The sequence below is a fragment of the Streptomyces sp. NPDC001750 genome (assembly GCF_042892615.1).
Lineage (GTDB): Bacteria > Actinomycetota > Actinomycetes > Streptomycetales > Streptomycetaceae > Streptomyces.
Window position 1 is genome coordinate 185,688 of the sequence record NZ_JBIAUE010000007.1, and the last position, 23,261, is coordinate 208,948.

The 23,261-nt window shown below is 71.2% G+C and carries 20 protein-coding genes and 3 tRNA genes; 10 read left to right on the top strand and 13 right to left on the bottom strand.

The genetic code is table 11. The annotated features are described in order from the left end of the window. Positions 1–76: 76 nt before the first annotated feature. From ACFYY6_RS14430 to ACFYY6_RS14445, 4 genes are all read left to right on the top strand, one after another. Positions 77–1,138 carry a 2-aminoethylphosphonate ABC transporter substrate-binding protein gene (locus tag ACFYY6_RS14430; RefSeq protein ID WP_389193282.1) on the top strand — a complete coding sequence of 354 codons (1,062 nt, stop codon included), beginning with the start codon at positions 77–79 and terminating at the stop codon, positions 1,136–1,138. 116 nt (positions 1,139–1,254) lie between these two features. Then, a complete protein-coding gene (locus ACFYY6_RS14435; RefSeq protein WP_351524492.1) occupies positions 1,255–2,052 on the top strand; it encodes an HAD-IIA family hydrolase in 798 nt (265 codons plus the stop codon). A 216-nt stretch (positions 2,053–2,268) separates the two neighbouring features. Continuing rightward, on the top strand, positions 2,269–2,883 hold the full coding sequence (locus ACFYY6_RS14440) for a hypothetical protein (protein WP_351626592.1): 615 nt from the start codon (positions 2,269–2,271) through the stop codon (positions 2,881–2,883). A 1-nt stretch (position 2,884) separates the two neighbouring features. Continuing rightward, positions 2,885–3,568: a class F sortase gene (locus ACFYY6_RS14445; protein ID WP_351626589.1), complete on the top strand. Its 684-nt coding sequence runs from the start codon at positions 2,885–2,887 to the stop codon at positions 3,566–3,568. Between the two features lie 521 nt (positions 3,569–4,089). Here ACFYY6_RS14445 and ACFYY6_RS14450 read toward each other — a convergent pair. After that, positions 4,090–4,163: transfer RNA gene (locus tag ACFYY6_RS14450), tRNA-Lys, on the bottom strand. Between the two features lie 183 nt (positions 4,164–4,346). Here ACFYY6_RS14450 and ACFYY6_RS14455 point away from each other — a divergent pair. The 3 genes from ACFYY6_RS14455 to ACFYY6_RS14465 all read left to right on the top strand — a co-directional run bounded on the left by ACFYY6_RS14455 (position 4,347) and on the right by ACFYY6_RS14465 (position 8,548). Further along, positions 4,347–5,795, top strand: a complete 1,449-nt coding sequence (locus ACFYY6_RS14455) for a peptidoglycan-binding protein (RefSeq protein ID WP_351524495.1) — start codon at positions 4,347–4,349, stop codon at positions 5,793–5,795. Between the two features lie 91 nt (positions 5,796–5,886). Next, positions 5,887–7,800 carry an SPFH domain-containing protein gene (locus ACFYY6_RS14460; RefSeq protein ID WP_386607673.1) on the top strand — a complete coding sequence of 638 codons (1,914 nt, stop codon included), beginning with the start codon at positions 5,887–5,889 and terminating at the stop codon, positions 7,798–7,800. Positions 7,801–7,957: 157 nt separating this feature from the next. Further along, complete coding sequence (locus ACFYY6_RS14465) at positions 7,958–8,548, top strand: lytic polysaccharide monooxygenase auxiliary activity family 9 protein (RefSeq protein ID WP_351524497.1); 591 nt, start codon at positions 7,958–7,960, stop codon at positions 8,546–8,548. Positions 8,549–8,931: 383 nt separating this feature from the next. On the opposite strand, the gene ACFYY6_RS14470 is transcribed toward ACFYY6_RS14465, so the two are convergent. The 7 genes from ACFYY6_RS14470 to ACFYY6_RS14500 form a co-directional block, all read right to left on the bottom strand. Continuing rightward, positions 8,932–9,005, bottom strand: a tRNA-Lys gene (locus tag ACFYY6_RS14470). A gap of 117 nt (positions 9,006–9,122) precedes the next feature. After that, entirely contained in the window at positions 9,123–9,881 is a 759-nt protein-coding gene (locus ACFYY6_RS14475; protein ID WP_351518972.1) for an IclR family transcriptional regulator C-terminal domain-containing protein, read from the bottom strand. Positions 9,882–10,046: 165 nt separating this feature from the next. After that, on the bottom strand, positions 10,047–10,919 hold the full coding sequence (ehuA, locus tag ACFYY6_RS14480; RefSeq protein WP_389193286.1) for an ectoine/hydroxyectoine ABC transporter ATP-binding protein EhuA: 873 nt from the start codon (positions 10,917–10,919) through the stop codon (positions 10,047–10,049). Further along, positions 10,909–11,565, bottom strand: coding sequence for an ectoine/hydroxyectoine ABC transporter permease subunit EhuD (gene ehuD / locus ACFYY6_RS14485; RefSeq protein WP_389193289.1), 657 nt, complete (start codon positions 11,563–11,565; stop codon positions 10,909–10,911). Before ehuD ends, ehuA begins: the two co-directional genes overlap by 11 nt. Further along, complete coding sequence (gene ehuC / locus ACFYY6_RS14490) at positions 11,562–12,302, bottom strand: ectoine/hydroxyectoine ABC transporter permease subunit EhuC (RefSeq protein WP_389193292.1); 741 nt, start codon at positions 12,300–12,302, stop codon at positions 11,562–11,564. Before ehuC ends, ehuD begins: the two co-directional genes overlap by 4 nt. 24 nt (positions 12,303–12,326) lie before the next feature. Then, a complete protein-coding gene (ehuB, locus tag ACFYY6_RS14495) occupies positions 12,327–13,229 on the bottom strand; it encodes an ectoine/hydroxyectoine ABC transporter substrate-binding protein EhuB (protein ID WP_388649758.1) in 903 nt (300 codons plus the stop codon). 249 nt (positions 13,230–13,478) lie between these two features. Then, the gene (locus ACFYY6_RS14500) at positions 13,479–14,447 is read right to left on the bottom strand and encodes a D-2-hydroxyacid dehydrogenase (RefSeq protein ID WP_386607679.1); all 969 of its coding nucleotides are present in this window, start codon (positions 14,445–14,447) and stop codon (positions 13,479–13,481) included. Positions 14,448–14,739: 292 nt separating this feature from the next. Here ACFYY6_RS14500 and ACFYY6_RS14505 point away from each other — a divergent pair, with 292 nt between their 5' ends. Next, entirely contained in the window at positions 14,740–15,561 is an 822-nt protein-coding gene (locus ACFYY6_RS14505; protein WP_351518982.1) for a decarboxylase, read from the top strand. A gap of 271 nt (positions 15,562–15,832) precedes the next feature. After that, the gene (locus tag ACFYY6_RS14510; protein WP_351519038.1) at positions 15,833–16,933 is read left to right on the top strand and encodes an LLM class flavin-dependent oxidoreductase; all 1,101 of its coding nucleotides are present in this window, start codon (positions 15,833–15,835) and stop codon (positions 16,931–16,933) included. A gap of 27 nt (positions 16,934–16,960) precedes the next feature. On the opposite strand, the gene ACFYY6_RS14515 is transcribed toward ACFYY6_RS14510, so the two are convergent. After that, positions 16,961–18,913 carry an EAL domain-containing protein gene (locus tag ACFYY6_RS14515; protein WP_351626574.1) on the bottom strand — a complete coding sequence of 651 codons (1,953 nt, stop codon included), beginning with the start codon at positions 18,911–18,913 and terminating at the stop codon, positions 16,961–16,963. Positions 18,914–19,334: 421 nt separating this feature from the next. Between ACFYY6_RS14515 and ACFYY6_RS14520 the strand changes: the two genes are divergently transcribed. Continuing rightward, positions 19,335–20,555, top strand: a complete 1,221-nt coding sequence (locus ACFYY6_RS14520; RefSeq protein ID WP_386607692.1) for a M6 family metalloprotease domain-containing protein — start codon at positions 19,335–19,337, stop codon at positions 20,553–20,555. Between the two features lie 320 nt (positions 20,556–20,875). On the opposite strand, the gene ACFYY6_RS14525 is transcribed toward ACFYY6_RS14520, so the two are convergent. From ACFYY6_RS14525 to ACFYY6_RS14540, 4 genes are all read right to left on the bottom strand, one after another. Beyond that, positions 20,876–20,949 (bottom strand) — tRNA-Lys (locus tag ACFYY6_RS14525). Continuing rightward, on the bottom strand, positions 20,940–21,644 hold the full coding sequence (locus ACFYY6_RS14530) for a hypothetical protein (RefSeq protein WP_386607681.1): 705 nt from the start codon (positions 21,642–21,644) through the stop codon (positions 20,940–20,942). Before ACFYY6_RS14530 ends, ACFYY6_RS14525 begins: the two co-directional genes overlap by 10 nt. A 163-nt stretch (positions 21,645–21,807) precedes the next feature. Next, a complete protein-coding gene (locus tag ACFYY6_RS14535; RefSeq protein WP_073783260.1) occupies positions 21,808–22,149 on the bottom strand; it encodes a hypothetical protein in 342 nt (113 codons plus the stop codon). A gap of 208 nt (positions 22,150–22,357) precedes the next feature. Next, positions 22,358–23,164 (bottom strand): DUF2785 domain-containing protein, encoded by an 807-nt coding sequence (locus tag ACFYY6_RS14540; protein ID WP_389193298.1) that lies wholly within the window; start codon positions 23,162–23,164, stop codon positions 22,358–22,360. Positions 23,165–23,261 lie beyond the last annotated feature (97 nt).

The window sequence follows — 23,261 nt, forward strand, 5'->3', positions numbered from 1 at the left end:
CCCCCGAACCACACCGACACACCCCCGTATCGACTCCGGCCTGCTCCCCGGCCGACTCCCAGGAGATCCGACAGCCATGCGCAAGACCCACCTCAAGCCGATAGCCGCCGTCACCGGCGCCCTGGCCCTCGCCGCCACCCTCTCCGCCTGCGGCGGCTCCTCCGCCGCCTCCGACGAGAAGGTCGTCACCGTCTACAGCGCGGACGGCCTCAAGGGCGAGAACGGCGACGGCTGGTACAACAAGGTCTTCAAGGACTTCGAGAAGAAGACCGGCATCAAGGTCAAGTACGTGGAGGGCGGCTCCGGGGAGATGGTGCAGCGCGCCGTCCGCGAGAAGTCCAACACCCAGGCCGATGTGCTGGTCACGCTGCCGCCGTTCATCCAGCAGGCCGACGGCAAGGGCCTGCTGGCGGCGTACGCGCCGGCCGGCGCCGACAAGGTAGACGCCGCCGACAAGGCGTCCGACTCCAAGTGGACCTCGGTCGTCAACAACTACTTCGGCTTCATCTACAACAAGAAGGAACTGAAGTCGGCGCCCACCACCTGGGAGGAGCTGCTCGACGGAAAGTTCAAGAACAAGATCCAGTACTCCACTCCCGGAGTCGCCGGCGACGGCACGGCCGTGCTCATCAAGGCCATGCACGACTTCGGTGGCAAGGACCAGGCCATGGAGTACCTGAAGAAGCTCCAGGCCAACAACGTCGGCCCCTCCGCCTCCACCGGCAAGCTCGCGCCCAAGGTCGACAAGGGCGAACTTCTCGCCGCCAACGGCGACGTGCAGATGAACTTCGCCCAGTCCAAGGACATGCCCAACCTCGGGATCTGGTTCCCCGCGAAGGAGGGCGGCAAGGCCACCACCTTCGCCCTGCCGTACGCGGCAGGCCTGGTCGACAAGGCCCCGCACACCGAGAACGGCAAGAAGCTGCTCGACTTCATGCTCTCCGAGCAGGCCCAGAAGGACGTCAGCGCGGTCGGCGGCGGCTTCGCGGCCCGCAAGGACGTCGGGGCCACCGACGCCAACGCCGTCGAGCTCGCCGAGCTGATGAAGGGCGTGGAGGTCTTCCAGCCCGACTGGTCGGACATCGGCGGCAACCTGGAGGCGTACGTCGGAGCCTGGAAGTCGGCCACCGGCAGCTGACGCGGTCGGCCGTCCGGCCGACCGGGCGAACGCACGCTCTAAACTCGGGGGCGTCGGCGCTGCACAAGGCGGTGCCGCCGGCGTCCCCGCACACGCGTACGGCAGGAGTCCCACGCATGGCAGAGCGCAAGCCGATCTCGTCCTGGCTCACCGACATGGACGGAGTCCTGATCCACGAGGGGACGCCGATCCCCGGGGCGGATGCCTTCATCAAGCGGCTGCGGGACTCGGGACTGCCCTTCCTGGTCCTCACCAACAACTCGATCTACACCGCCCGCGACCTGCACGCCCGCCTGCTGCGCATGGGCCTCGACGTGCCCGTGGCGAACATCTGGACCTCCGCCCTGGCCACCGCCAAGTTCCTGGACGACCAGCGGCCCGGCGGCACGGCGTACGTCATCGGCGAGGCCGGGCTCACCACGGCCCTGCACGACATCGGCTACGTCCTCACCGACCACGATCCCGACTACGTGGTCCTCGGCGAGACCCGTACCTACAGCTTCGAGGCGCTCACCAAGGCGATTCGGCTGATCAACGGCGGCGCCCGCTTCATCTGCACCAACCCGGACGAGACCGGTCCGTCCGCCGAGGGGCCGCTGCCCGCCACCGGGTCCGTCGCCGCCCTGATCACCAAGGCGACCGGCAAGGAACCGTACTTCGCGGGCAAGCCCAATCCACTGATGATGCGCACCGGGCTGAACGCGATCGGCGCCCACTCCGAGTCCAGCGCCATGATCGGCGACCGGATGGACACCGATGTGCTGGCCGGCCTGGAGGCGGGCATGCAGACGTTCCTGGTCCTCACGGGTCTCACCGCGGTCGCGGACATCGACAAGTACCCCTTCCGGCCGTCCAAGGTCGTCGACTCCATCGCCGACCTGGTCGACCTGGTCGACGTCGTCCCCGAGGGCTGAGCCCGGCGGCGGCCGGGGCAGGAGCGGGGCGGGGGAGCCCGATGGGCGGCGCGGGATCCGGTGAGAACCCGACAGGATCCGGTGAGAACCCCGAGGGGAGTCGATGGGATCCGACGGGATCCGCGCGGAGACCGGCCCGGCGCCCGGCGCCCGCTCGGGCCTCCTGCGGATGCGGAAAGACGGATCAGGCGTGAACCTTCACAGAGGAGGTTCCCGATGCGTTCCATACCCCTCACGCTCTGTGCTGTGGCGGTCGTGGCGGTCACCCTGGTGCCGGCCCCTGCCGCACTGGCCGAACCGGACCCCGTCACCGCTCCCCGCGTCGGCTCCGGTCCGGGCACCGCTTCCCGCGCCGGCCCGGACGGTGGCTCGGGTGCCTCCCTCTCCGTGACCCCGCGCTCCGCCGCCCCGGGTAGCGAGGTGGCCCTTCGGCTGGACGGCTGCGCGGGCGGGAGCGCCGAAGGCAGCTCCGACGTCTTCGTCTCCAAGGCGCGTTTCGCCCCCGCCGCCGACGGGGGCCTGTTCGCACGGGCCCGGATCGGCGCCGAAGCCTCACCGGGCGACCACGGCGTCCAGGCAGTCTGCGCCGACGGTGGCGAAAGGGCCACCGGAACGGTCACGGTCACCGTCGCCGGACGGGACGCGGCGGCCACCCCTCTGGCCCCGGTCCGCGCGGGCGGCGGCGGCACCGCCACCCTCTCCGACGAGGAGGCCCGGCCGAGCGGCCCCGGCATCGCACACGCCGTGATCGGCCTGGCGCTGGCCGCCGGCGCGGTCGTCGCCGTCGTGTTCCGCGGCGCGGCGCGGCGCCGCCGCCCGGCGGCGGACTGACATGACCGCCGCGGACGACCCCGCCGGTCACGGCCGACTGCTCGCAGGGACGGCCTGGGCCGTCCTGCTCCTGGGCCTGTGGGTCTGGGGCCGCGACCTCACCGACGGCTCCGGAGCCGGTTCCGCCCCGATCGCGGGCGACATCGCCGCGGTCGGCCGCCCGCTCGGCGTCCCGCTGCCCTCGCCCCACGACCCGATCGAGGGCGTCGCACCACGACGGATCGAGGTCCCGTCGATCGGCGTCGACGCGCCCGTGGTCGCCCGTGGCCTGGACGAGGACGGCGCGATCGAGCCACCGGCGTTCGACGCGCCCCGGACCGTCGGCTGGTACGGGAACGGGACCGAGCCCGGCGCGAAGGGCCCCGCGCTCTTCGTCGGTCATGTCGACACCGAGACCAGGCCGGCCGTCTTCTACGGACTGAGCGCGGCCCGCCCCGGAGCCAAGGTCGAGGTGACCCGCACGGACGGCACCGTCGCCGAGTTCACCGTGGACGACGTCCAGGTCCTCACTCGTGAACGCTTCAACGCCGACAAGGCGTACGGTCCCCGCAGGAAGGGCCGCGCCGAACTCCGCCTGATCACCTGCGGCGGCACCTACGACCGGGCGTCCCACTCCTACGACGCCAACGTGGTCGTGTCGGCCTACCTGACCGGCGAGAGGCCGAAGGGGAACGGCGGGAGCTGACCCGGCCCGCACCGTCCCCGCAGAGGCCCGTCGGTCGGCCCGATCGGCTCGGATCGCCGGTCCTGTCGCGAACCACCGTTGTCCCACGCCCTTCTGACGGCAAATCAACTCATGTGTCACCATCGGCCGTCGGCGATCCGCGACCGGCGGCGGGTGTGACTCTCTTCACGGCGCTCGAAGTTCTTCCCGCCCCTCTCGGCCCGGGTGGCGTGAGCCGTTCGGGTCCGCGTGTGATCAATCTCGCGCGGCAGCCCTTCCGTCGTGTCCGCCAACTGCGAGCCGCGTCGGCCCGATCGGCGCCGGGCCCTCGTGCGAGGGCGCGCATGCCACTCTTCGAACACGTAGCGTGCTTGCGTCGTCACTATGTGAAGCGGCTGTGCGAGGTGTCGATTGCCGCGCCGCCGTCCGGTGTTGCCTGTGCGTCGCCTGTGGGTCCGGAGGGCAGCGGCGTGATCGTTCCGTCCGGTCGACGTGCACGAACAAGGCCCCCTCACGTTCGGTGAGGGGGCCTTGACTCTGCGTGCGCCGCCAGGGACTCGAACCCCGGACCCGCTGATTAAGAGTCAGCTGCTCTAACCAACTGAGCTAGCGGCGCCTGCTGACCTGGAGAACTCTACCCGAAGGAGAAGGGTGCTCCTGACCATTTCCTGTCCGGCACGGCCTGTCGGATGGTCGTTTTTTCTCTCCTATCCGTCAAAATGCAATATGTCATGAGGGTTGAGACACTGACGCCCGTGCAGATGCGCCCAAAGATCTTGAGAACGCGGAGGGGAATCGCATGACTGTGCCGGCCTTCGAGGAGTACATGCCCGCCGTCGACTGCGCCTGTGAGGGGTGTGCCGCGCAGCGGCGGGCCGCCGGGGCCCTGGCCGTACGGGACGGGGGCCATCCAGGTGCCCACGGCGCGCGCCGCGTGCTGGTGCTGGCCACCGCGGCCGGCGTGGTGCTGAGCACCGGGGCGGCCGAGGCGCTGAAGGCGCCGGGCGACCGGGTGGCCGACGCGACCGGTTCGGCGGGAACGGCCGGTGCCCCCCGTTCGGACGAGACGACGGTACCGGCGGACGAGCTGGACGCACTGGACGTGTCGGACGCGTCCGATCCGTCGGCTCCGGACGGGGAGGGCGACCTGCTCGCCGGGACCGGAGTGGACCCGGATACCCCGCAGGGCAGGCCGGGTCCCGTGCAGGGCACCGGTGCGGCCGGCCCGTCGTACACGAACGCCTCGCTCACACTGCGCAAGACCAGCCGGGCCGCGATCATCAACCGGGCGAAGAAGTGGGTCTCCGCGCAGGTGCCGTACAGCATGTCGAGGTACTGGTCCGACGGCTACCGGCAGGACTGTTCCGGCTTCGTCTCGATGGCCTGGAACCTGCCCGGCAACGAGTGGACCGGCAGCCTCGCCCGGTACGGCACCAGGATCGCGCGGAAGGACCTGCAGCCGGGCGACATCCTGCTCTTCCACAACCCCTCGGACCCCAACAAGGGTTCGCACGTCACGATCTTCGGCGGCTGGACCGACTACACGCACACCCACTACACGGCGTACGAGCAGACGAGGCCGCACACCCGCAAGCAGACGACGCCCATGGCGTACTGGAGCTACTCCGGCTCGTACGTCGCGTACCGCTACAAGGGGCTGAGCGGGGGGAGCGACGACGGCGGCGGTTCGTCGGTCTCGTTCCCGGGCATCGGGAAGTTCGGCCCCGGAGCCAACAACAAGTACGTCACCCAGCTCGGGAAGATGCTGGTGGAGCGGGGCGGAAGGCGCTTCTACTCGTCCGGCCCCGGCCCGGTCTGGGGTGACGCGGACCGGCGCGCCACGCAGGCGTTCCAGAAGGCCCAGGGCTGGAAGGGCGGCGAGGCGGACGGCTTCCCGGGCCCCCACACGTGGCGCCTCCTGGACAACGGGACCGGCAGCGACATACCCGGTTCGGGATCCGGTGGCAGCGGATCCGGCAGCGGCGGCGGCGCGAGCGGGCCGAACGCGGATTCGGCGTTCCCCGGACGCGGCCACTTCCGGCCCGGCCAGTCCAACGCCCATGTCGAGAAGCTCGGCAGGCAGTTGGTGAAGAAGGGCTACGGCAAGCACTACCAGTCGGGCCCCGGCCCCCGGTGGAGCGAGGCGGACCGGCGCAATGTCGAAGCCTTCCAGCGCGCCCAGGGCTGGCGGGGCGCGGAGGCGGACGGCTACCCGGGACCGGAGACCTGGCGGCGGCTCTTCTCGTGAGGAAACGGACATGACGGAGGCGGGAATGGGATCCACGGCGTCGGACAGTGCCGGAGCGCCGGAGGCCCGGGCAGATCGGGGAGAGGCGCGGATGCGGGAGCGTGTCCCGTTGAGTACGGGCGGTCCCGGCGGGGACGTGCGGCCCGAGGGCGCGGTGGACCCGGGCGGTGCCACCACCCCGGCTGCGGGCGTCGGCACGCCCGTCGAGGCGACGGGTCCGGATGCGGGCACGCGCATCGGCCGGGTGACCGGGGCCGATGTGCGCCCGGGGCCCGGTCACGGCCCGGACGCACCGGCGAACGGTCCGGCGACCGGAGCCGACGCCGTGGTCGACCTGGTGCTGGACCTGGTCCCGGGGGAGGACGCGGGCACGGCGCCGGACGGTTCCTCCTCGCTGGGCGTGACCTCGGCCTCGGTGTCGGTGCCGTCCGTGGGCGTCGCATCCGGCCCGGTCGTGGCGTCGGACGTCGTTCCCGCCGAAGGACCGGGACTCCTGCTCGGTGCCGCGCCCGCCATGAAGCCCGGGTTCCTGCCGGACGGCGTGGCCGCCGCGGAGCCGGAGCTGGTGGCGGACGGTGGGAGCGCGGGGAAGCGGGGAGTCCTGCCGGGGGGTGCGCCTCTTGCGGAGGGCGTCGTACCCGCCGCGAAGCCGGAGCCCCGGCCGAGTGGCGACTCCGCCGCGGGCCCGGCGGCCGACGAGGAAGCCGTACCGGTCGCGGCCGGCACCCGTCCCGCACCCGTGCGCGGCACCCCGCGCCCGGCCCGGACCTCGTCCCCGTCCACGTCCGCGCTCGCGTCACCGCTGCCGTCCCCCTCCCGGCACCGGGATCTCGTCGACCGCGCCCGCGGCGGGGTCGAACGGCCCGTCGCCGCGCCGTCGGGCACCGGGCGGCGCCACGCGGTCATCGGCAGCGAGTCGACCGCGACCATCCCCGTCCACCTGCTCTTCCGCGACGACCCCGGGAACACCGGCACCACCGGGCTCCCCACCGGCGCGTTGCGGCGGGGGACCGGTGGCGGGGGCGCCGCGCCCGGGGGCCGGCGCCCGCCCGCGCCGCGCGGACCGCAGGTGCGACCCTCGACCCGGCCCGCGCCGGCCGGTGACCCGGAACTCGCCGAACGTTCGGGGCCCGCGCTGCCCGGCTGGGTGGCCCTGTTCGCCGCGCTGTGCGGGATCGCCGGAGCCGGGGCGGTCCTCTGGTGGATCGGCGCGCTTCCGGTGGCCGCGCTCGCCCGGTTCGGGATCGAGCCGCGGCCGTACGAAGGGATCGGCATCGGCGCCTGGGCGGCCCTCGCCGCGCTGGCGACACTGGTGCTCTTCGCGCTCGGCGGACTGAGCCGGGGGCGGGTCGGATACGCGTGGGTGCTCACGCTGTTCGGCAAGTACCGGGGGAGCGTGCGGCGGACCGGGCTGATGTGGATCAGTCCGCTGCTGCTGCGCCGCCGGGTCGACGTACGCCTGCGGCACTGGCGCAGCGAACCGCTGCCGGCCGTGGACGCCAACGGCACCGCCCTGCGCGTCGTCGTCCTGGTGGTGTGGCGGGTCCGCGACACCGCGCGGGCGCTGCTCGGGGTCGAGGACCACGAAACGTATCTGCGCGAGCAGGTCGAGGCGGCGATGGCCCGGGTCCTCTCCCAGCTCCCCGCCGACGCCTTCCACGAGGACGCGCCCACCCTGCGTGACGCGGAGGCCGTCGGCGACGCGCTGACCCGGATGCTGAAGGCGGACTGCGTGCCCGTCGGCATCGAGGTGTACTCGGCGCAGCCGACCGGGATCGAGTACGCGCCGGAGATCGCCGCGGCCATGCAGCGCCGCCGGATCGCCGCCATCGACGCCAAGCACCGCGACAGTGTCCTGACTTCGGTGGTCGACGCGGTCGACGACACCGTCAACCGGCTGACCCAGCGAGGCATCGTGGAGCTGGACGACTACGAACGGAAGGTGCTGGTCAAGGACTTGACGGTGGCGTTCTACACGGGACGCAGTGGGGGCGAAGGGGCCTGAGGGGGCCGGGAGACCGCTCGGGCGGCGAAGCGGAATCCCGCTCCCATTGGTCTGGACATGTTCATTTCCCGTCAATAATCTAAGGCTTGGTCTAGACCGCAGTACGCGCGCAGCAGGGCTCATGGAACCTCCCCCACGTTCTCGAGGAGCGACAGCAATGCGTAAAAGGGCAAGTGCGGCCGTAGTCGGCCTGGCGATCGCGGGCGCCTCGTTGTTCGCGACGAGCAGCGCCAGCAGCCACGGCTACACCGACAACCCCATCAGCCGCCAGAAGCTCTGTGCCAACGGCACCGTGACGGGGTGCGGCAACATCCAGTGGGAGCCGCAGAGTGTCGAGGGGCCGAAGGGCTTCCCGGCGGCCGGCCCGGCCGACGGGAAGATCTGCTCCGGCGGCAACTCCGTCTTCGCCCAGCTCGACGACCCGCGTGGCGGCAACTGGCCCGCCACCAAGGTGACGGCCGGTCAGGGCTTCAGCTTCCGCTGGCAGTTCACCGCCCGCCACGCAACCTCGGACTTCCGTTACTACATCACCAAGGACGGCTGGGACCCCACCAAGCCGCTCACCCGGGCCGACCTGGAGCCCCAGCCGTTCATGACGGTGCCCTACGGCGGCAAGCAGCCCCCGGCGACCCTGACCCAGCAGGGCACCATCCCCACCCAGAAGACCGGGAAGCACATCATCCTGAGCGTCTGGAACGTCGCCGACACGACGAACGCGTTCTACGCCTGCTCCGACGTGCAGTTCTGACGCGAGGCACTGGATGCACTGAGGCACCGACGATCCCCATCGGGTCCGCCCGGGGCGCAGCCGAACCGGCCGCACCCCGGGCGGACCCGATGGGGGGCACTTCGGCGGGGCCCACGGGACGGCCCTCGGCCATGTCCATCGACACGAGGAGAAGGGGCGGCAGGAGAGCCACGGAGGCGGTCCATTCCCGGCGGCCGGCGAGGTGGCCGCGCTCGGCGGTGGTGCGCGTGGCGTTCGTCATGCCAGGAAATGCACGAGCGTCTTAAACGAATGTTTAGTAAGTATGTGTAAAACGTTCGTACAACCTGATGGGCGTCCGATGGGCAGCAAAAAACGCATTGGGCGGTTCACGCGTGTACATGAACCGCCCAATGCATTGTCTGTGCGCCGCCAGGGACTCGAACCCCGGACCCGCTGATTAAGAGTCAGCTGCTCTAACCAACTGAGCTAGCGGCGCCTGCTGACAGGAAAATCATACCCGCTCCCGAAGGGTGTCGATGCCACCGGGAACAAATCGCAGGAAAACGGAACGAAGAGGAGCGACTTCCGGGGAGTAGCGGCTCGGGGGCGGCCCTCAGAGCGCCAGCGACAGCAGCACGCGTGCCGCCCGCCGGTTCAGGGTGTCCGCCGCCGAGCGCAGGCGGTGCGCGTCCTCGACCGGGAGGGAGAGAGCCAGGCAGCCCGCCGACGAGCCGGCCGTCAGCGGCACCGCCGCGCAGACCGTGCCGACGGCGTACTCCTGGAGGTCGAGTACCGGGACGGTGGCCGGCTGGCTGTCGAGCTTCGAGAAGAGCACCTTCTCGTTGGTGATCGTCCGCGAGGTGAGCCGGGGCGTCCTGTGGCGCGAGAGGTGGTCGCGGCGGCCGTTCAGGTCGAGCTGGGCCAGCAGGCACTTGCCCGCCGCCGAGGCGTGCGCGGACGACCGGAAGTCGACCCACTCGTTGACCGCGGGGGTGCGCGGGCCGTCGGCGTACTGCGTGATCCGGACCTCGCCGTCGACGTACCGGCTGATGTAGACCGCCGCGCCGACCGAATCGCGCAGCTGTGCCAGCGACCGCTGGAGCTTCGCCTCCAGGGCCTCCCTGCGGGCCGTGCCGGAACCGAGGAGCAGCAGCGAGGAGCCGATGACGTACGCACCGTCGGTGATCTGCTCGACGTACCCCTCGCGGCGCAGCGTCAGCAGCAAGGAGGTGAGGTGCTCGGCGGGCAGTCCCGTCTCCCGGGAGATCTGGGCGTCCGCCACGCCGTCGCCGTGCTTCGAGACCGTTTCGAGAACGCGAAGGGCGTGCTGCACCGAGTGGAACGGCGCCGTCGGTTCGGGCTTCAATGCCACGGTTTCCCCTACCAGGTTGTGACCGCAAGCTTTGGCCTCACGATAGCCGCCGACGGGCCGTTACGGGGCGGTCGTTGACGAAGCGACGAGGGGCCCCGGCTCCCGGAGCTGGGGCCCATTCGAACGGCATATGCCCGAGTCATTGGCGTGCGGCGAGTGGCGAGGTCACAGCACCGCGGCGAGGAATTCGCGCGTACGTTCGTGCTCCGGATCCGAGAAGATCTTCTCCGGTGATCCGGATTCGATCACGCGTCCGGAATCAAACATGAGTACCGTCTCCGAGACGTCGCGGGCGAAGTTCATCTCATGGGTCACGCAGAGCATGGTGATGTCGGTGTTCCGGGCGATGTCGCTCAGCAACTCCAGTACGCCCGCGACCAGTTCCGGGTCGAGCGCGGAGGTCACCTCGTCCAGGAGCAGGATCTCGGGCCGCATCGCCAGCGCGCGGGCGATCGCCACCCGCTGCTGCTGCCCGCCCGACAGCTGGGAGGGATGCGCGTCGGCCCTGCCCGCGAGTCCGACCATGTCGAGCAGCTCGCGGGCGCGGGACTCGGCCTCGTCGCGGTCCATGCCCAGGACGTTGACCGGGGCCTCGGTGATGTTCCGCAGCACGCTCATGTTGGGGAAGAGGTTGAACTGCTGGAACACCATGCCGATCTTCTTCCGCGCCTCGCGCAGATGCCGTTCGGTCGCGGGCTTCAGTGATCCGTCGGACGCCCGGACGTGGGACAGCGGATCGCCGTCCACCCAGATGACGCCGTCGCTGACCTTCTCCAGCGTCATCAGCAGCCGCAGGATGGTGGTCTTTCCCGACCCGCTGGGCCCGATCAGGGTGACGTGCTCCCCGCGGCGCACCGAGAAGTTCAGCCGGTCCAGGACGACGCGGTCGCCGTACCGCTTCACGACGTCGTCGAAGCGGACCAGGGGCTGACCGGTCCCGGCGAGCGCGGAGGCCGACACGGCGCCGCCGGGCGCCGGTACGGCGTCCTCGGAGGTCGGGGCCGCGTCCTTCTGCAGGGGGAGGGGTTCAGTGGCCAAGGCGCTTCTCCAGCTTTCTCATCAGCAGCGAGGTGGGACAGCTCGCGATCAGGAAGATCAGTCCGGCGAGGGTGAACGCCTCGGTGTAGGCGAAGTGGTCGGCGCCGTACTTTCGGGCCTCGAAGACCATTTCCTGCACCGTGATCACGGCGAGGAAGGGCGTCTCCTTGAACATCGAGATCGCGTAGTTGCCGAGGGCGGGCAGGACGTTGCGCACCGCTTGCGGCAGGATCACGGCCTGCCAGGTCCGGCGCGGGGTGAGCGAGAGCGCCCGGCAGGCCTCCCACTGCCCCTTCGGCACGCTGTCGATCCCGGCCCGGTACACCTCGGAGGTGTACGCGGCGTAGTGGATCCCGAGCACCACGATGCCGGTCGTGAGCGGCTCCACCGAGGGGAACAGTGCTGCGGCGCCCACGAGTTGGACGAGCAGTGGGGTGGACCGGACGAACTCCGTCAGAACCCGCACCGGCACCGTCACGAACCTGCTCGGTGCCCGCCCGGCGATCGCGACGGCGAGTCCGAGCACCGCCGCGACCAGCGTGCCGAGCACCGTCGCGAGCAGGGTGACCCGGAAGCCTTCGAGCAGCAGGGGCAGGGCTTTCCCGACGGCGTCCCAGTCGACACCGCTTGCCGTGGAGCCGTTCACCGGGCACCTCCGGAGGTCGACGCGACGGCCGGGACGGGTCCACCGCCGCGCGGTGCCGAATCCGCGCCGGCCGACAGCCCGAGACGCCGCTTGGCGCCGCGCTCCAGCAGGTTCATCAGCAGGGTGAGCGCGTAGGCGAGGACGAAGTAGGCGATCAGCAGGGTCAGATACGCGGTGAGCGTCTCACCGGTGCGGTCGCGCAGTTGCTGGATCACGGTCATCAGATCGGCGGCGGAGATCAGCCACAGCAGCGGGGTGCACTTGAGCAGCTGGATCAGCAGATTCGTGAACGACGGGATCATCTGCACCCACGCCTGCGGGAGGATCACCCGCCACATCCGCTGCGTGGGCGTCATGTTCAGCGCGATGGCCGCCTCGTACTGGGCACGCGGAACGGAGTTGATCGCACCGCGCACCACCTCGGCGCCGTACGCACCGTAGTTGAGGCCGAAGGCGACGACCCCGCAGAGCAGCGGCGTCAGTTCGTACCCCGTCAGCGGTGGCATCGCGTAGTAGAGCCAGAACAGCTGGATGTAGAGCGAGGTGCCGCGGAAGAACTCCACGACCACGCGCGACACACCACGCGCCACCAGCAGCCGGCTGACCGACATCAGACCGAGGACGAACGACAGGGCCAGGGCGAGCGACGCGCCCAGGACGGTGGCCTGGACGGTCACCCACAGCCCCGAGCGCAGGTGCGGCAGGTCGTCGAGGAGGGCGGAGAAGAAATCACTCATGCGGTGCGTTCCGTCCCGTCCCCGTCAGCCGGCGCACAGATCGGCCGTCTTCAGCGTGGCCGGCGGGAGTTCGCTGGCCCCGAAGCCGTACTCCTGGAGCAGGCCCACATACCGCGAACGGTCCGAGACGATCTTCTTCAGCTCGCGGTTGAAGGCGTCCCGCAGGTCCTCGTTGCCCTTGCGGAACACGGCACCGCCGGGGCTGTACTGCTTCTTCCCGTCGAGCTCCGGTACGAACGGCTCGGTGACCTCGGTCTCCGGGTTGGTCTTCGCCAGCCAGCGCAGCGAGATGCCGGTGAGCAGGAACGCGTCGATCCGGCCGCCCTTCACCGCGTCGGCGCCGTCCTGCGGCTTCTGCAGCGTCTTGATCCTGTCCTTCGCGATGCCCGCGCCCTCGGCGTACGTGCCCTCGACGGCACCCGACATCACGCCGACGGTGATCCCGGCGGCCTTCGCCGATGCCAGGTCGGTGACCTTCCGCGGATTGCCCTTCTTCACCATCAGCGCGGTCGGGGAGATGAACTCGGGTTCCGAGAAAAGGGCGTTGGCGCATCGCTCGGGCGTGATCGCCATGCCGGCGCTCACCACGTCGTACTTGCCCGCCTGGAGGCCGGGGATCAGACCGTCCCACTCGGAGAGGGTGGGCTTCAGCTCGTCGACCCCGAGCGCCTTGAAGATCTCGCGGTGCAGGGTGGGCGCCTCGCCCTTGAGCTGCTTGCCCTCCAGATAGCCGTACGGGGCCTCGTTCGCGTACGCGACCCGTACGAAGCCCTGCTCGCGCAGCTTGTCCAGGGCTCCGGCGCCGTCCGCCGCACCGGCGTCGGTCTTGCTGCACGCGGAGAGCAGACCGGGAACGACGAGCAGGCCGCCCACGGCCGCCGATCGGTTGAGAAAGCCCCTGCGGGACAGGTGGGGAATGTCGGCCATGGTTCCTGAACTCCTGGAGGGATCTGGCGGTTCGGACAGGTGGAGCGCCTGCCCGATCCCGTACGTCTATGCAGGAAGCGCCCGCCTGTGGCCGAACCGTGGCCGGAGGGTGACCTTTCCGTGTCCCGTCGGAGAGGGGGAGTTGGCGACGTGTCCACGTGTATTCCGTTGCGCGCCAGGCGTGGTGAGCCTCCGTCAGGCATGGTGGTGAGTGTGAAGCCTGCCGGGCGCGACGGGTTTGGACCGAGGTCAGCCGTGGTCGTGGTCGTGGGCGGGATCGGGGACGTATCCGCGTCGCTTGTCCACCACGTTCGGCAACGGCTGCCCGGCCGCCCAGAGTTCGTACATCCTCACGAACTGCTCGGCGAGCCGGTCCCGCCAGCCGGCCGTGTCGCCGCCCATGTGCGGTGACACGATCAGATCCGGTACGTCCCACAACGGGCTCCGGGGATCAAGCGGTTCCTGGCTGAACACGTCGAGCGCCGCGCCCGCGATCCAGCGATTGCGCAGCGCCTGCGCCAGGTCGTCCTCGACGACCAAGGGGCCGCGCCCCACGTTGATGAACCGGGCCGACGGCTGCATCAGCCCGAAGAACCGCGCGTCGAACATGGCACGGGTCGTCTCCGTCAGCGGCGCCGCGCAGATCACCCAGTCGGCCTGGGCGGCCAGCCGGTCCAGGTCCGCCACGCCGTGGACGGTGCGCCGGGCCGTGCGGCCCACGAGCGCCACCTGGACGCCGAGGGCGATCAGCAGCCGGGCGATCTCCCGGCCGATCGGGCCCGCGCCGACGACGACCGCTCGGCTGCCCGCCACCGGCGCGCTCTCCCGGTGCCGCCACACCCGTCGGTGCTGGAGGTCCAGGGTGCGCGGAAGATCCTTGGCGAACGCCAGCACCAGCCCGGTCACGTACTCGGCGACAGGCCGCTCGAAGACGCCGCGCGCGTTGGTCACCACCGTGTCGGAAGCCAACAGCTCGGGGCAGAGCAGCCGGTCCACACCCGCGCTCGCGGTGTGCACCCACGCGGGACGCGGCCCGTCGCCGGGCCACGCGGTGCGTACCGCGTCGGAGGCGGCGTCCCACACCAGCAGCACATCGGCCTCCGGGAGCCGTGCGGCGAGCCCAGCCCCGTCCGTGTACCGGACGGCGGCGCGTCCGATCAGCCGGCCGAGACGCGGCGACGGGTCGGTGTCCAGGACGAGCAGGGTGGGCTCGGGCATGAGAGGCGGTCGCTCCGCTGCGTCTGATGCGTCTGGGGTGTGCGGATTGACCACGCTCGCACCCGCGTCCGTCTTCGTCAACAGCACACGACGGGCGCGGAGGCCGGCCGGGACCCTCCGGGACCGGCCGGACCCGGCCGGTCCTCGATGAATGGGGGAAACTGGGAGGAAGCGGATGAAATCGAATGTCGTGCCGCGGAGAAGACGGGGCGGGCGGGGGACGGGCGGCGCCGTGCGGGGGACAGCCGGGAACGGGCACGAGAAGAAACGGACGGGAAAGGGAAGGGCGGCCATGACGACCCTCGGCATCCTCTACCCGGGACACTCCGCGGAGGACGACTTCCCCCGGATGGAGATCCTGCTCGACGCGGTCCGCCTCGTCGTGAACCACACCGCCGTCGACGAGGACGCCTACCGGACCGACGCGCTGATGAGGGCCGGTGCGCCCGAACGGCTGGCCGCCGGGGTGGCGGAGCTCCAGCGGGCCGGTGTCGAGTGCGTCGTGTGGGCGAGCGGCGCGGGCAGCTTCCTGTACGGCTGGGAGGGCGGCCACGAGCAGATCGCCGCCCTGGCCCGGGCCGCCGGGGTGCCCGCGTCCAGCACGTCCTTCGGCTTCGTCCACGCGGTACGGGAACTGGGCGCCGCCCGTGTCGCCGTCGCCACGACCTACCCCGAGCACATCGCCGCACTGTTCACCTCCTTCCTGCACGCCGCGGGCATCGAGGTGACAGCAACCCGCACCGCCGCTCTCGCCTCGGCCGCCGAGGCCGCCCGCTGGGGTCCGGACCAGGTGAAGGAACTCGCCGAAGCGGCGGACCGGCCGGACGCGGAGGCGGTGCTGCTGCCCGACACGGCCCTGCACACCGTCTCTTACGTGCCGGAACTGGAGGCACTCCTCGGCAAACCGGTCCTCACCGGGAACCAGGTCACGGCCAGGGAGGGGCTGCGGCTGGCGGACCGCCGCGCCTGGTCCCCGAGGCTGGGCCGGATCTTCGCGGCCCGCGAGGCGCCCCCGGCCCCGGTCGCCAGATGGGGCGAGGGCCGCGCCTGGGCGCACAGCGGCAGGAAGGGGCATTCCGGAAGGCGCTCCGAGCCCGGCCGGCGGGGGGAATGAAACCGGTCGCGCACCATCGGCCACAGGCCTGTGGAGGGGTTCGGCCGGAATAACCGGAGGTCTCCTCCTGTTACGTTGGCGCGGACGTGTGAGACGCAGTCGTGCCGCAGCCGCGGCCGTACACACAGCCGGGCACATCACCAGGAGAGGCGGGGACGTGAACGAGAACCGGGGCGACGAGAGCCGGGGCGACGGAGGCCGTGGGAACGAGGCCCACGGGAACGAGGCCCACGGGAACGAGGTACGGGACGACGGACACCGGGACGACGGGATCCGTGGCAGGGCGGAGGGCACGGCCCCCGTCCCCCTCTCCGTGCTGGACCTGGTGACCGTGGGCCAGGGCCGCACCGCCACCCAGGCGCTGCGCACCGCCGTGGACATCGTGCGGCTCGCCGAACGCCGCGGCTTCCACCGCTACTGGGTCGCCGAGCACCACTCCATGCCTGGCGTCGCCTCCTCCTCGCCGGCCGTGATCCTCGCCCACCTCACCGCCCTTACCGAACGCATCAGGCTGGGGTCCGGCGGGGTGATGCTGCCCAACCACGCCCCGCTGGTCATCGCCGAGCAGTTCGGCACCCTCCAGGCCATGGCCCCGGGCCGCATCGATCTCGGCCTCGGCCGGGCTCCCGGCACCGACGGCGCCACGGCCGCCGCCCTGCGGCGCACGGACCGGCCGGACGAGGGCGCCGACCACTTCCCGCAGCAGCTCGCCGAGCTGACCCGGTTCCTGGACGACGACTTCCCGGACGGCCACCCCTACTCCCGTATCCATGCCGTGCCCGGGCCGGTCCAGGCCACCGCCGAGGGCGGCGTGCAGTCCCCGGCCCGGCCGCCGATCTGGCTGCTCGGTTCCTCCGGGTTCAGCGCCCGGCTGGCCGGTGCGCTCGGTCTGCCGTTCGCCTTCGCCCACCACTTCTCGGCGCGGAACACGATCCCGGCCCTCGACCTGTACCGGGATTCGTTCCGGCCGTCCGGGGTGCTCGACGCCCCGTACGCGCTGATCGGTGTCTCGGCCCTGGCCGCCGACGACGACCGCGAGGCCCGCCGTCAGGTGCTCACCGGCGCGCTGTCCATGGTCCGCCTGCGCACCGGCCGCCCGGGCCTGGTCCCGACGCCGGAGGAGGCGGAGGCCTACGCCTTCACGCCCATGGAGCGCGAGTTCGTCGACAACTGGCTGTCCGACGTCATCCACGGCACGCCGGACGAGGTCCGTACCGGCCTCGACGCCCTGGCCGAGCGCACCGGCGCCGACGAGCTGATGATCACCGCCAACGCCCATGGCGGGGAGGCCCGTCTGCGCAGCTACGAACTGATCGCGGACGCGTACCACCTGCCGGGCTCGTCGAGCCTGCCGGGTCTGCCGACGGCCTGACCCCGGCCGCTCCGGACGGCCCGGCTCTCACACGGTCAGTCTCCGGCGGCCGATCAGTTCGGCGATCCGCTCCGGGGCCACCGCGCGCGAGTACAGCCAGCCCTGTCCGGTGTCGCAGCCGATCCTGCGCAGCCGCTCCGCCTGTCCCGCCGTCTCCACGCACTCCGCGGTGACGGTCAGGCCCAGGCGGTGCGCCAGGTGCACCATCGCCTCGACGATCGTCTCGTCGGCCGGGCTCGCGTGGGCGCCGTCGTCATGGCGGAAGCCGCGTACGAACGAGCCGTCCAGCTTCAGTACGGAGACCGGCAGCCGGCTCAGATAGGCGAGGTTGGAGTAGCCCGTCCCGAAGTCGTCGATGGCGATCCGCACGCCCATGTCGCTGAGCTGCTGGAGGGCCTGGAGCGGGCGGCCCGCCGAGCCCATCACCGCGGACTCGGTCAGCTCCAGCTGCAACAGGCCCGGTTCGAGACCGGTCTCGGCGAGGATCTCCGCGACATCGGTGACCAGGTCGGAGTCCCAGACCTGCCGCACGGCGACGTTGACGCTGATGAACAGCGGTGGCTCGGACGGGTGGTCGAGCTGCCAGCGTCGTGCCTGGCGGCAGGCGGACCGCAGTACCCACCGGCCCAGCTGGACGATCGAACCGTCCTCCTCGGCGATCGCGACGAACCGATTCGGCGAGAGCATGCCGAACTGGGGGTGGTTCCAGCGGACCAGGGCCTCCACCCCGCGCACCACCCCGTCCGCCATGCCGACCAATGGCTGGTACTCGATGGTGAACTCGCCGCGCTCGACGGCGGGCCGCAGGTTGGAGGAGAGCGTCTGCCGGGTCATCCGGTGGGCGTTGCGTTCCGGGTCGAAGACCGTCCAACGGGCCTTGCCGTCCGCCTTGGCCCAGTACAGCGTGGTGTCGGCGGCCTGCACCAGGCCGGTCGCCGAGGTACCGGCGACCGGCCGTTCCACCACTCCGATCGAGGCCGAGACGGAGAGCCGCCGCCCGCCCAGGTCGAACGGCTTCTGCAACGCCGTCAGCAAGCGGCGGGCCAGATCGGTGAGCTGCTGCGTGCCCGCCGAGTCCTCGACCAGGACCGCGAACTCGTCACCGCCCAGCCGTGCCACGAGATGGGGCCCGTGGCGGTGCCGTCCGTCCCGTACGTGCGGGTCGTCCTGGGCCGCGCAGTCGGTGAGCCGTGCGGCGACGGCTTCCAGTAACTGATCGCCGATCCGGTGGCCCAGCGTGTCGTTGACGGCCTTGAAGCCGTCGAGATCGAGATAGCAGAGCCCGATCCGGCCGCGCCCGGGGGCCATCCGGTCGTCCTGGTACGGAGGAGTCTCCAGAATGGCCGAGAGCCGTTCGAAGAACAGGGCCCGGTTGGGCAGCCGGGTCACCGGGTCGTGCATCTGGAGGTGGCGCAGCCGTTTCTGGAGCTCGCGCCGGTCGCTGATGTCGGCGACGGAGAGCAGCACCCGGCCGGGCCCGGAACGACCGGCCCCGCCGTGCTCCGGACCGTCCTCCGCGCCGTGTCCCGGACCGCCCTGCGAACCGTCTTCCGGACCACTCTCCGGTTCGGGCATCGGTACGACGGTGACCTCGGCCCACAGCGACCGGCCGTCCGGATGCTTGAGTCTGCGGGTGCAGTGGAACCGCGCGCGCCGTCCGTGCAGCACTTCGCGGTACGCGTGCCAGGTGCGTCCGTCCGCCGCGAGATCGAGGAGGTCGGCCGCCGACTGCGTGGTCAGATCCGAGGGGCGGGAGCCGAGGAGACCGCCGAACGCGTCGTTGGCGGCGACCACCAGGCCCTCGTGATCGACCACCGCCATCGGCAGCGTGGCGGCCCGAAAGGCCGCCCGATAGCCGTGCGGCTCGGATCCATGGCCACCGGCAGGAGGCCGTGGGGTGTCACGCTCCGTGACCGGCGGTCCTGCGGAGTGGGAGTGTGTGCCCGCCGCGGGCCTCGGCCCTTCGGAGGTTCCGCTCACCGTTCGCTCCTGCCGTGCAGTTCTGTCCTGAACAGGTGTGGCCGGGCCGGCCCGCCGCTCGGCGCACCGCCCGTCGGAGGCGGTAACCGTGGGGGGAAAGCCTGGTGAAGCATAGAGGCTGGCGCGTCGGCCGTTCCAGCGTCCGACCCTTCCGCGCCACGCGTTCGCCCCGCATGGGTCAGTCCCGCACGGATCCGATTTGCCCATGACTGATCTTTTGTGAGCGGTTCGAGTCCAGTTCCGTTCCCTGATGGCGTGGCCGTGATTGATTGTGACTGTCCGTGAGGGTGAAGGCCTCGACGGGCTGCTGACTCGACTGGGGCAGCTCAACAGGACGAAAGCCTCGAACCGCCACAGGGTGGTGCGTGATCGGATCTCGCACCCGGAGGTAGTTGTGCCGCGTCAGCGCAGAACCGGGGGACTGGAGAGGCCGAGTCTGCGCGGTGTGACCGCGGCCACGACCTCGCTCCTGGCGCTCGTGGCCACCTCCCTCGTAGCCGGGCCGGCCGTGGCCGCCACGGGAGAGCAGGGGCCGTGCGCGCTGCCCCGGACCGAGGCCCACCACTCGCTAGGCGTGGACGGCTGGAACGAGACGTACCCCCGCCCCGACCACCCTCTCGACGCGGTCATGATCTTCCTGTCCTTCCCCGACCACAGTCCCACCACCACCCCCGCCGAGCTCGCCGCCGACCACTTCCCCGCCACCACCCACTTCTTCCAGCGTTCCTCGTACGGGAAGTTCACCCTGCGACCGCACCCGCTGCGGCAGTGGATCCGGATGCCCAGGCCGTCGGACTGGTACGGCATGCAGCGCGACTGGGACAGCGAACGGCGCGCCGCCTATCTGCGCGACGCCATCGGTGTGATCGACCCGAAGGTGGACTTCTCGCGGTTCGACCTCGTCTACCTGGTCGCCGACCCGGACGCCCCGGGCGTCGACTCCGATGCCACCAAGGTCGTCAACTTCGGCCGTCCGCTGCGCATGGACGGTACGGACATCCGGCGCATCGTCACCGTCTTCGAACAGCACCCCCCGGACCGCAACGTGCTGGCCCACGAGACCGGGCATCTCTTCGACCTGCCCGACCTCTACCACCGGCCGTCCGACAGCAAGGGCGACTGGGACACCTACGTGGGCGACTGGGATGTGATGGGCAGCCAGTTCGGGCTCGCCGCCGATTTCTTCGGCTGGCACAAATGGAAGCTGGGATGGCTGGAACCCGAGCAGGTGATCTGCGTCCAGGGCACCCGGAACATCACCCTGGAACCGGTCGCGGCGGTGCCGGCGGCCGGTGCCCCGCTCGGCACCCGGCTCGCGGTGATTCGAACCGGCGAAGGGGACGCCGTGGCCGTCGAGGCGCGCGGTGCCACCGGAAACGACCGGACGACCTGCACCGAAGGCGTCCTGATCTACCGGGTGCGCAACGCCACCCCGTCCGGCGGCGGCCCGGTCGACGTCGTCGACACCCATCCCCGCTCCGGGGCCTGCTGGGACCGGTCCGTCTACGCGCCGCTCGCGGACGCCCCGCTGCGCGTCGGCGAGAGCTTCAGCCTCCCGGAGGCGCACACCAGGGTCGAGGTCCTCGGCCGAAGACCGTCGGGCTCCTGGAACGTCCGGATCACCACGGGGGCGCGGCTCTGAACGGGAACGTGGCGCGGGCGGCATCGGCCGGATGCACGGCGCGGGCCGGGCGGCCGACCTCGGCCGTGGACATCGCACGGGCCGGACTAGTGCCGTGACCGGCAAGGTTTGCCCGGAAGGAGCGTCGTCCGGGGCTACGTGGGCTCTCGGCCAACGCCGAAGGGGGTCCCCCTTGGCCCTTGAGGCCTTGGGGGAGTGCGTGCCGGACCGTGCGACGGGGCAAACGTTGCCGGGAGCGGCACTAGGAGAGGCGTCGCACGGATCCGTCCCGAGCACGAAGAAGCCCCCCTCGCTCTCGCGAGAGGGGCTTCCTCCGTCTGTGCGCCGCCAGGGACTCGAACCCCGGACCCGCTGATTAAGAGTCAGCTGCTCTAACCAACTGAGCTAGCGGCGCCTGCTGACGTCGTAGACATTAGCACCCTGGTCGGCGGTAGGAAAAATCGGATTCCGGGCCGCTGCCGACGGTGCTGATCTGGTCACTCGCACACAGGCCCACAGCAGGACGTCCGGCCCCGGCAGCCAGGGGTTGCGGGTGTCCGGGGCGACCACCCAGCGGGGGCCGGGCGTGGTGGGGGCGCAGGTCAGCGGCGGGACGGTCACCGCGTCCCCGGTGCCGTGGCAGAGCACGGGCGGGACCCTGGTGCCGTCCTCCGCGCCGCCGCGCGGTTCGAGGCCGCCGCCCCACTCCTCCCAGTCGAGCAGCGACGGCAGTCGCTGCGCGGTGCCGGGGGAGGCGAACAGCAGCATCCGGCCGCGGTGCGTGGCGACCGGTCCCGAACCGGGGCCGTCGGACCACAGCTGCTCCAGCATTCGGCGCCCGAAGAGCGTGGGTACGTTCACGACGTCGAAGGCCGATCCGCACGGCAGCACCGCGGGGGAGTCGGGACGCGCCTCCCACTGCGTGAGCGTGCTGCGCGGATAGGCGGAGGCGCCGGCGAGCCATGCGGCACCGGCCGCCGTGACCTGGGCCGTCTGGCTCGTGCACCGGTCCTGCAGAACGGCGAGGATGCCGGCGTCGCCGTACCGGGGGCCCCGGTGAGGGGTGTCGCCGTGATGCAGGGTCGTTTCATCTGGCAGGCATGCGCTCATGGGCCCATGTCTACCGGGCGTGATCAAGTGGATTCCGAGAGTTGCCGGAAATCGGGACAGGGTGGGGTGGGAAGGAGTATCTTGCGCCCCGGCATATGCCAGTGGCCGTAGCCCGGCTCCTCGGGCGGCTGCTCCCACCCGGTCGGCGGCTGTCTTTGCCCCCTCAGGGGGTCGAACCACCCAGCAGGCTCCGCCCGAACTCCACCATCTTCTTGGCGTAGTCCTCGGTCCACTCGGCACGCTCCGCGATGTCCGCGGTCGTCAGCCGGTCGAACCGACGCGGATCGGCGAGCTGCGCGGCCGCGATCGCCTGGAATTCGACCGCGCGATCGGTCGCGGCGCGGAAGGCCAGCGTCAGCTCGGTGGCCCGGGCCAGCAGCTCCCGCGGATCCTCCATCGACTCCAGGTCGAAGAAGTGCTCGGGGTCGGCGACCGCGGCCGTCGGCTCGAAGAGCAGGGGTGCGGGGCGCAGCCGCTGCTGTTCGTTCCGCTCGGGTTGTGGCATGTGGTGATTCCTCCTTCGGCGGGCCCCGCAGGATCCGGCTCCCTCGGGTCCGGTGGGCCACCCTCCATTGTCCAACGCCGCGCGAGTGGACTCGTCGGAATCGTGAAATCCGGGAGTGGGCTCCGGGACGGGAGGCCAGGAAGACGGCTCCGGGTGGGGCCGGGAGGGCGGTCCGGCGGCGGGCCACCGCCGGCTCACCGCACTCGGCTCACCCCACCGAGCAGGCGGCGTCGAACACGGGCGCCAGAACCTTCGCGAGCCGCGCCTTGAGCGGGTCGGGACGGAGCACCCGCAGGAGCGGACCTCCGTCACGGCGGGCCGGGAAACCGGTGTCGGCGAGTATGTACAGGGCCCGGAGCGTGCGCATCGTGTGGGAGATGTGGGGCGGGGTCGGTCCGCCGCCCAGGGCGGCGAAGGCGGCCTCGACCGGGTCCAGCCAGTCCACGGAAGCTCCGGGGGACAGGCGGGGATCGGTCAGGATCCGCGCCAGGGCGCAGGCGAGGCGGTCGTCCTCCTGATCGCGCAGGACGTGGTCGGTGGGGGCCAGCAACCGCGCCACGGCCAGGTCGAGCATCGCGACCGGGTCGACCTCGGGGTGGGTGCCGAAGGTGCCGAGTAGATCCGCCCCGTGCGCGACCGCGTGGAGCCAGCCCAACTCGTTGTCGTGGCCGCGCAGTTCGGTCTCCGTCGGGTACCAGTCGGCGAACGCGTCCAGCCAGGGCCGGCGGAAGTCGCCCCGGCTGACGATCATGTCCAGGACCAGCGGGGCGAACGCGCGCACGTGCAGGTGCGGGTCGGTGAAGCGGGCGGCCATCTCGTCGCCCAGACGGATCCGTCGCGGGCCGTCGATGACATCGCGGGCGATCCAGGTCCGCAGGACCACATAGGGGTAACCGTCGCGCAGCTGGGGATCGGAATCGCGCAGACAGGCGGCGAGCTCGGACACCGCCTCGTCCAGGGTGGTCGTGGAGGGGAGGGCGAAGTCCGTTGCGTACACATGTTCCCAATTGATCACGGATGGATCCTATGGGCGCGGGGGCCAGGACGCTCCGGATTTATCGCCCGTGGCCCTGCGGGTGAACGCCCTGTACGTGCCCCTTCCGGTGGCTCCG

Excerpts from the sequence above, each read along its gene's own strand:
- ACFYY6_RS14505 (WP_351518982.1), top strand. The coding sequence starts at position 14,740 with ATGACGACCCTCGGCATCCTCTACCCGGGACACTCCGCGGAGGACGAC.
- ACFYY6_RS14465 (WP_351524497.1), top strand. The coding sequence starts at position 7,958 with ATGCGTAAAAGGGCAAGTGCGGCCGTAGTCGGCCTGGCGATCGCGGGC.
- ACFYY6_RS14445 (WP_351626589.1), top strand. The coding sequence starts at position 2,885 with ATGACCGCCGCGGACGACCCCGCCGGTCACGGCCGACTGCTCGCAGGG.
- ACFYY6_RS14440 (WP_351626592.1), top strand. The coding sequence starts at position 2,269 with ATGCGTTCCATACCCCTCACGCTCTGTGCTGTGGCGGTCGTGGCGGTC.
- ACFYY6_RS14455 (WP_351524495.1), top strand. The coding sequence starts at position 4,347 with ATGACTGTGCCGGCCTTCGAGGAGTACATGCCCGCCGTCGACTGCGCC.
- ACFYY6_RS14530 (WP_386607681.1), bottom strand. The coding sequence starts at position 21,644 with ATGAGCGCATGCCTGCCAGATGAAACGACCCTGCATCACGGCGACACC.
- ehuC (WP_389193292.1), bottom strand. The coding sequence starts at position 12,302 with ATGAGTGATTTCTTCTCCGCCCTCCTCGACGACCTGCCGCACCTGCGC.
- ehuB (WP_388649758.1), bottom strand. The coding sequence starts at position 13,229 with ATGGCCGACATTCCCCACCTGTCCCGCAGGGGCTTTCTCAACCGATCG.
- ACFYY6_RS14430 (WP_389193282.1), top strand. The coding sequence starts at position 77 with ATGCGCAAGACCCACCTCAAGCCGATAGCCGCCGTCACCGGCGCCCTG.
- ACFYY6_RS14460 (WP_386607673.1), top strand. The coding sequence starts at position 5,887 with ATGCGGGAGCGTGTCCCGTTGAGTACGGGCGGTCCCGGCGGGGACGTG.
- ACFYY6_RS14500 (WP_386607679.1), bottom strand. The coding sequence starts at position 14,447 with ATGCCCGAGCCCACCCTGCTCGTCCTGGACACCGACCCGTCGCCGCGT.
- ACFYY6_RS14535 (WP_073783260.1), bottom strand. The coding sequence starts at position 22,149 with ATGCCACAACCCGAGCGGAACGAACAGCAGCGGCTGCGCCCCGCACCC.
- ACFYY6_RS14435 (WP_351524492.1), top strand. The coding sequence starts at position 1,255 with ATGGCAGAGCGCAAGCCGATCTCGTCCTGGCTCACCGACATGGACGGA.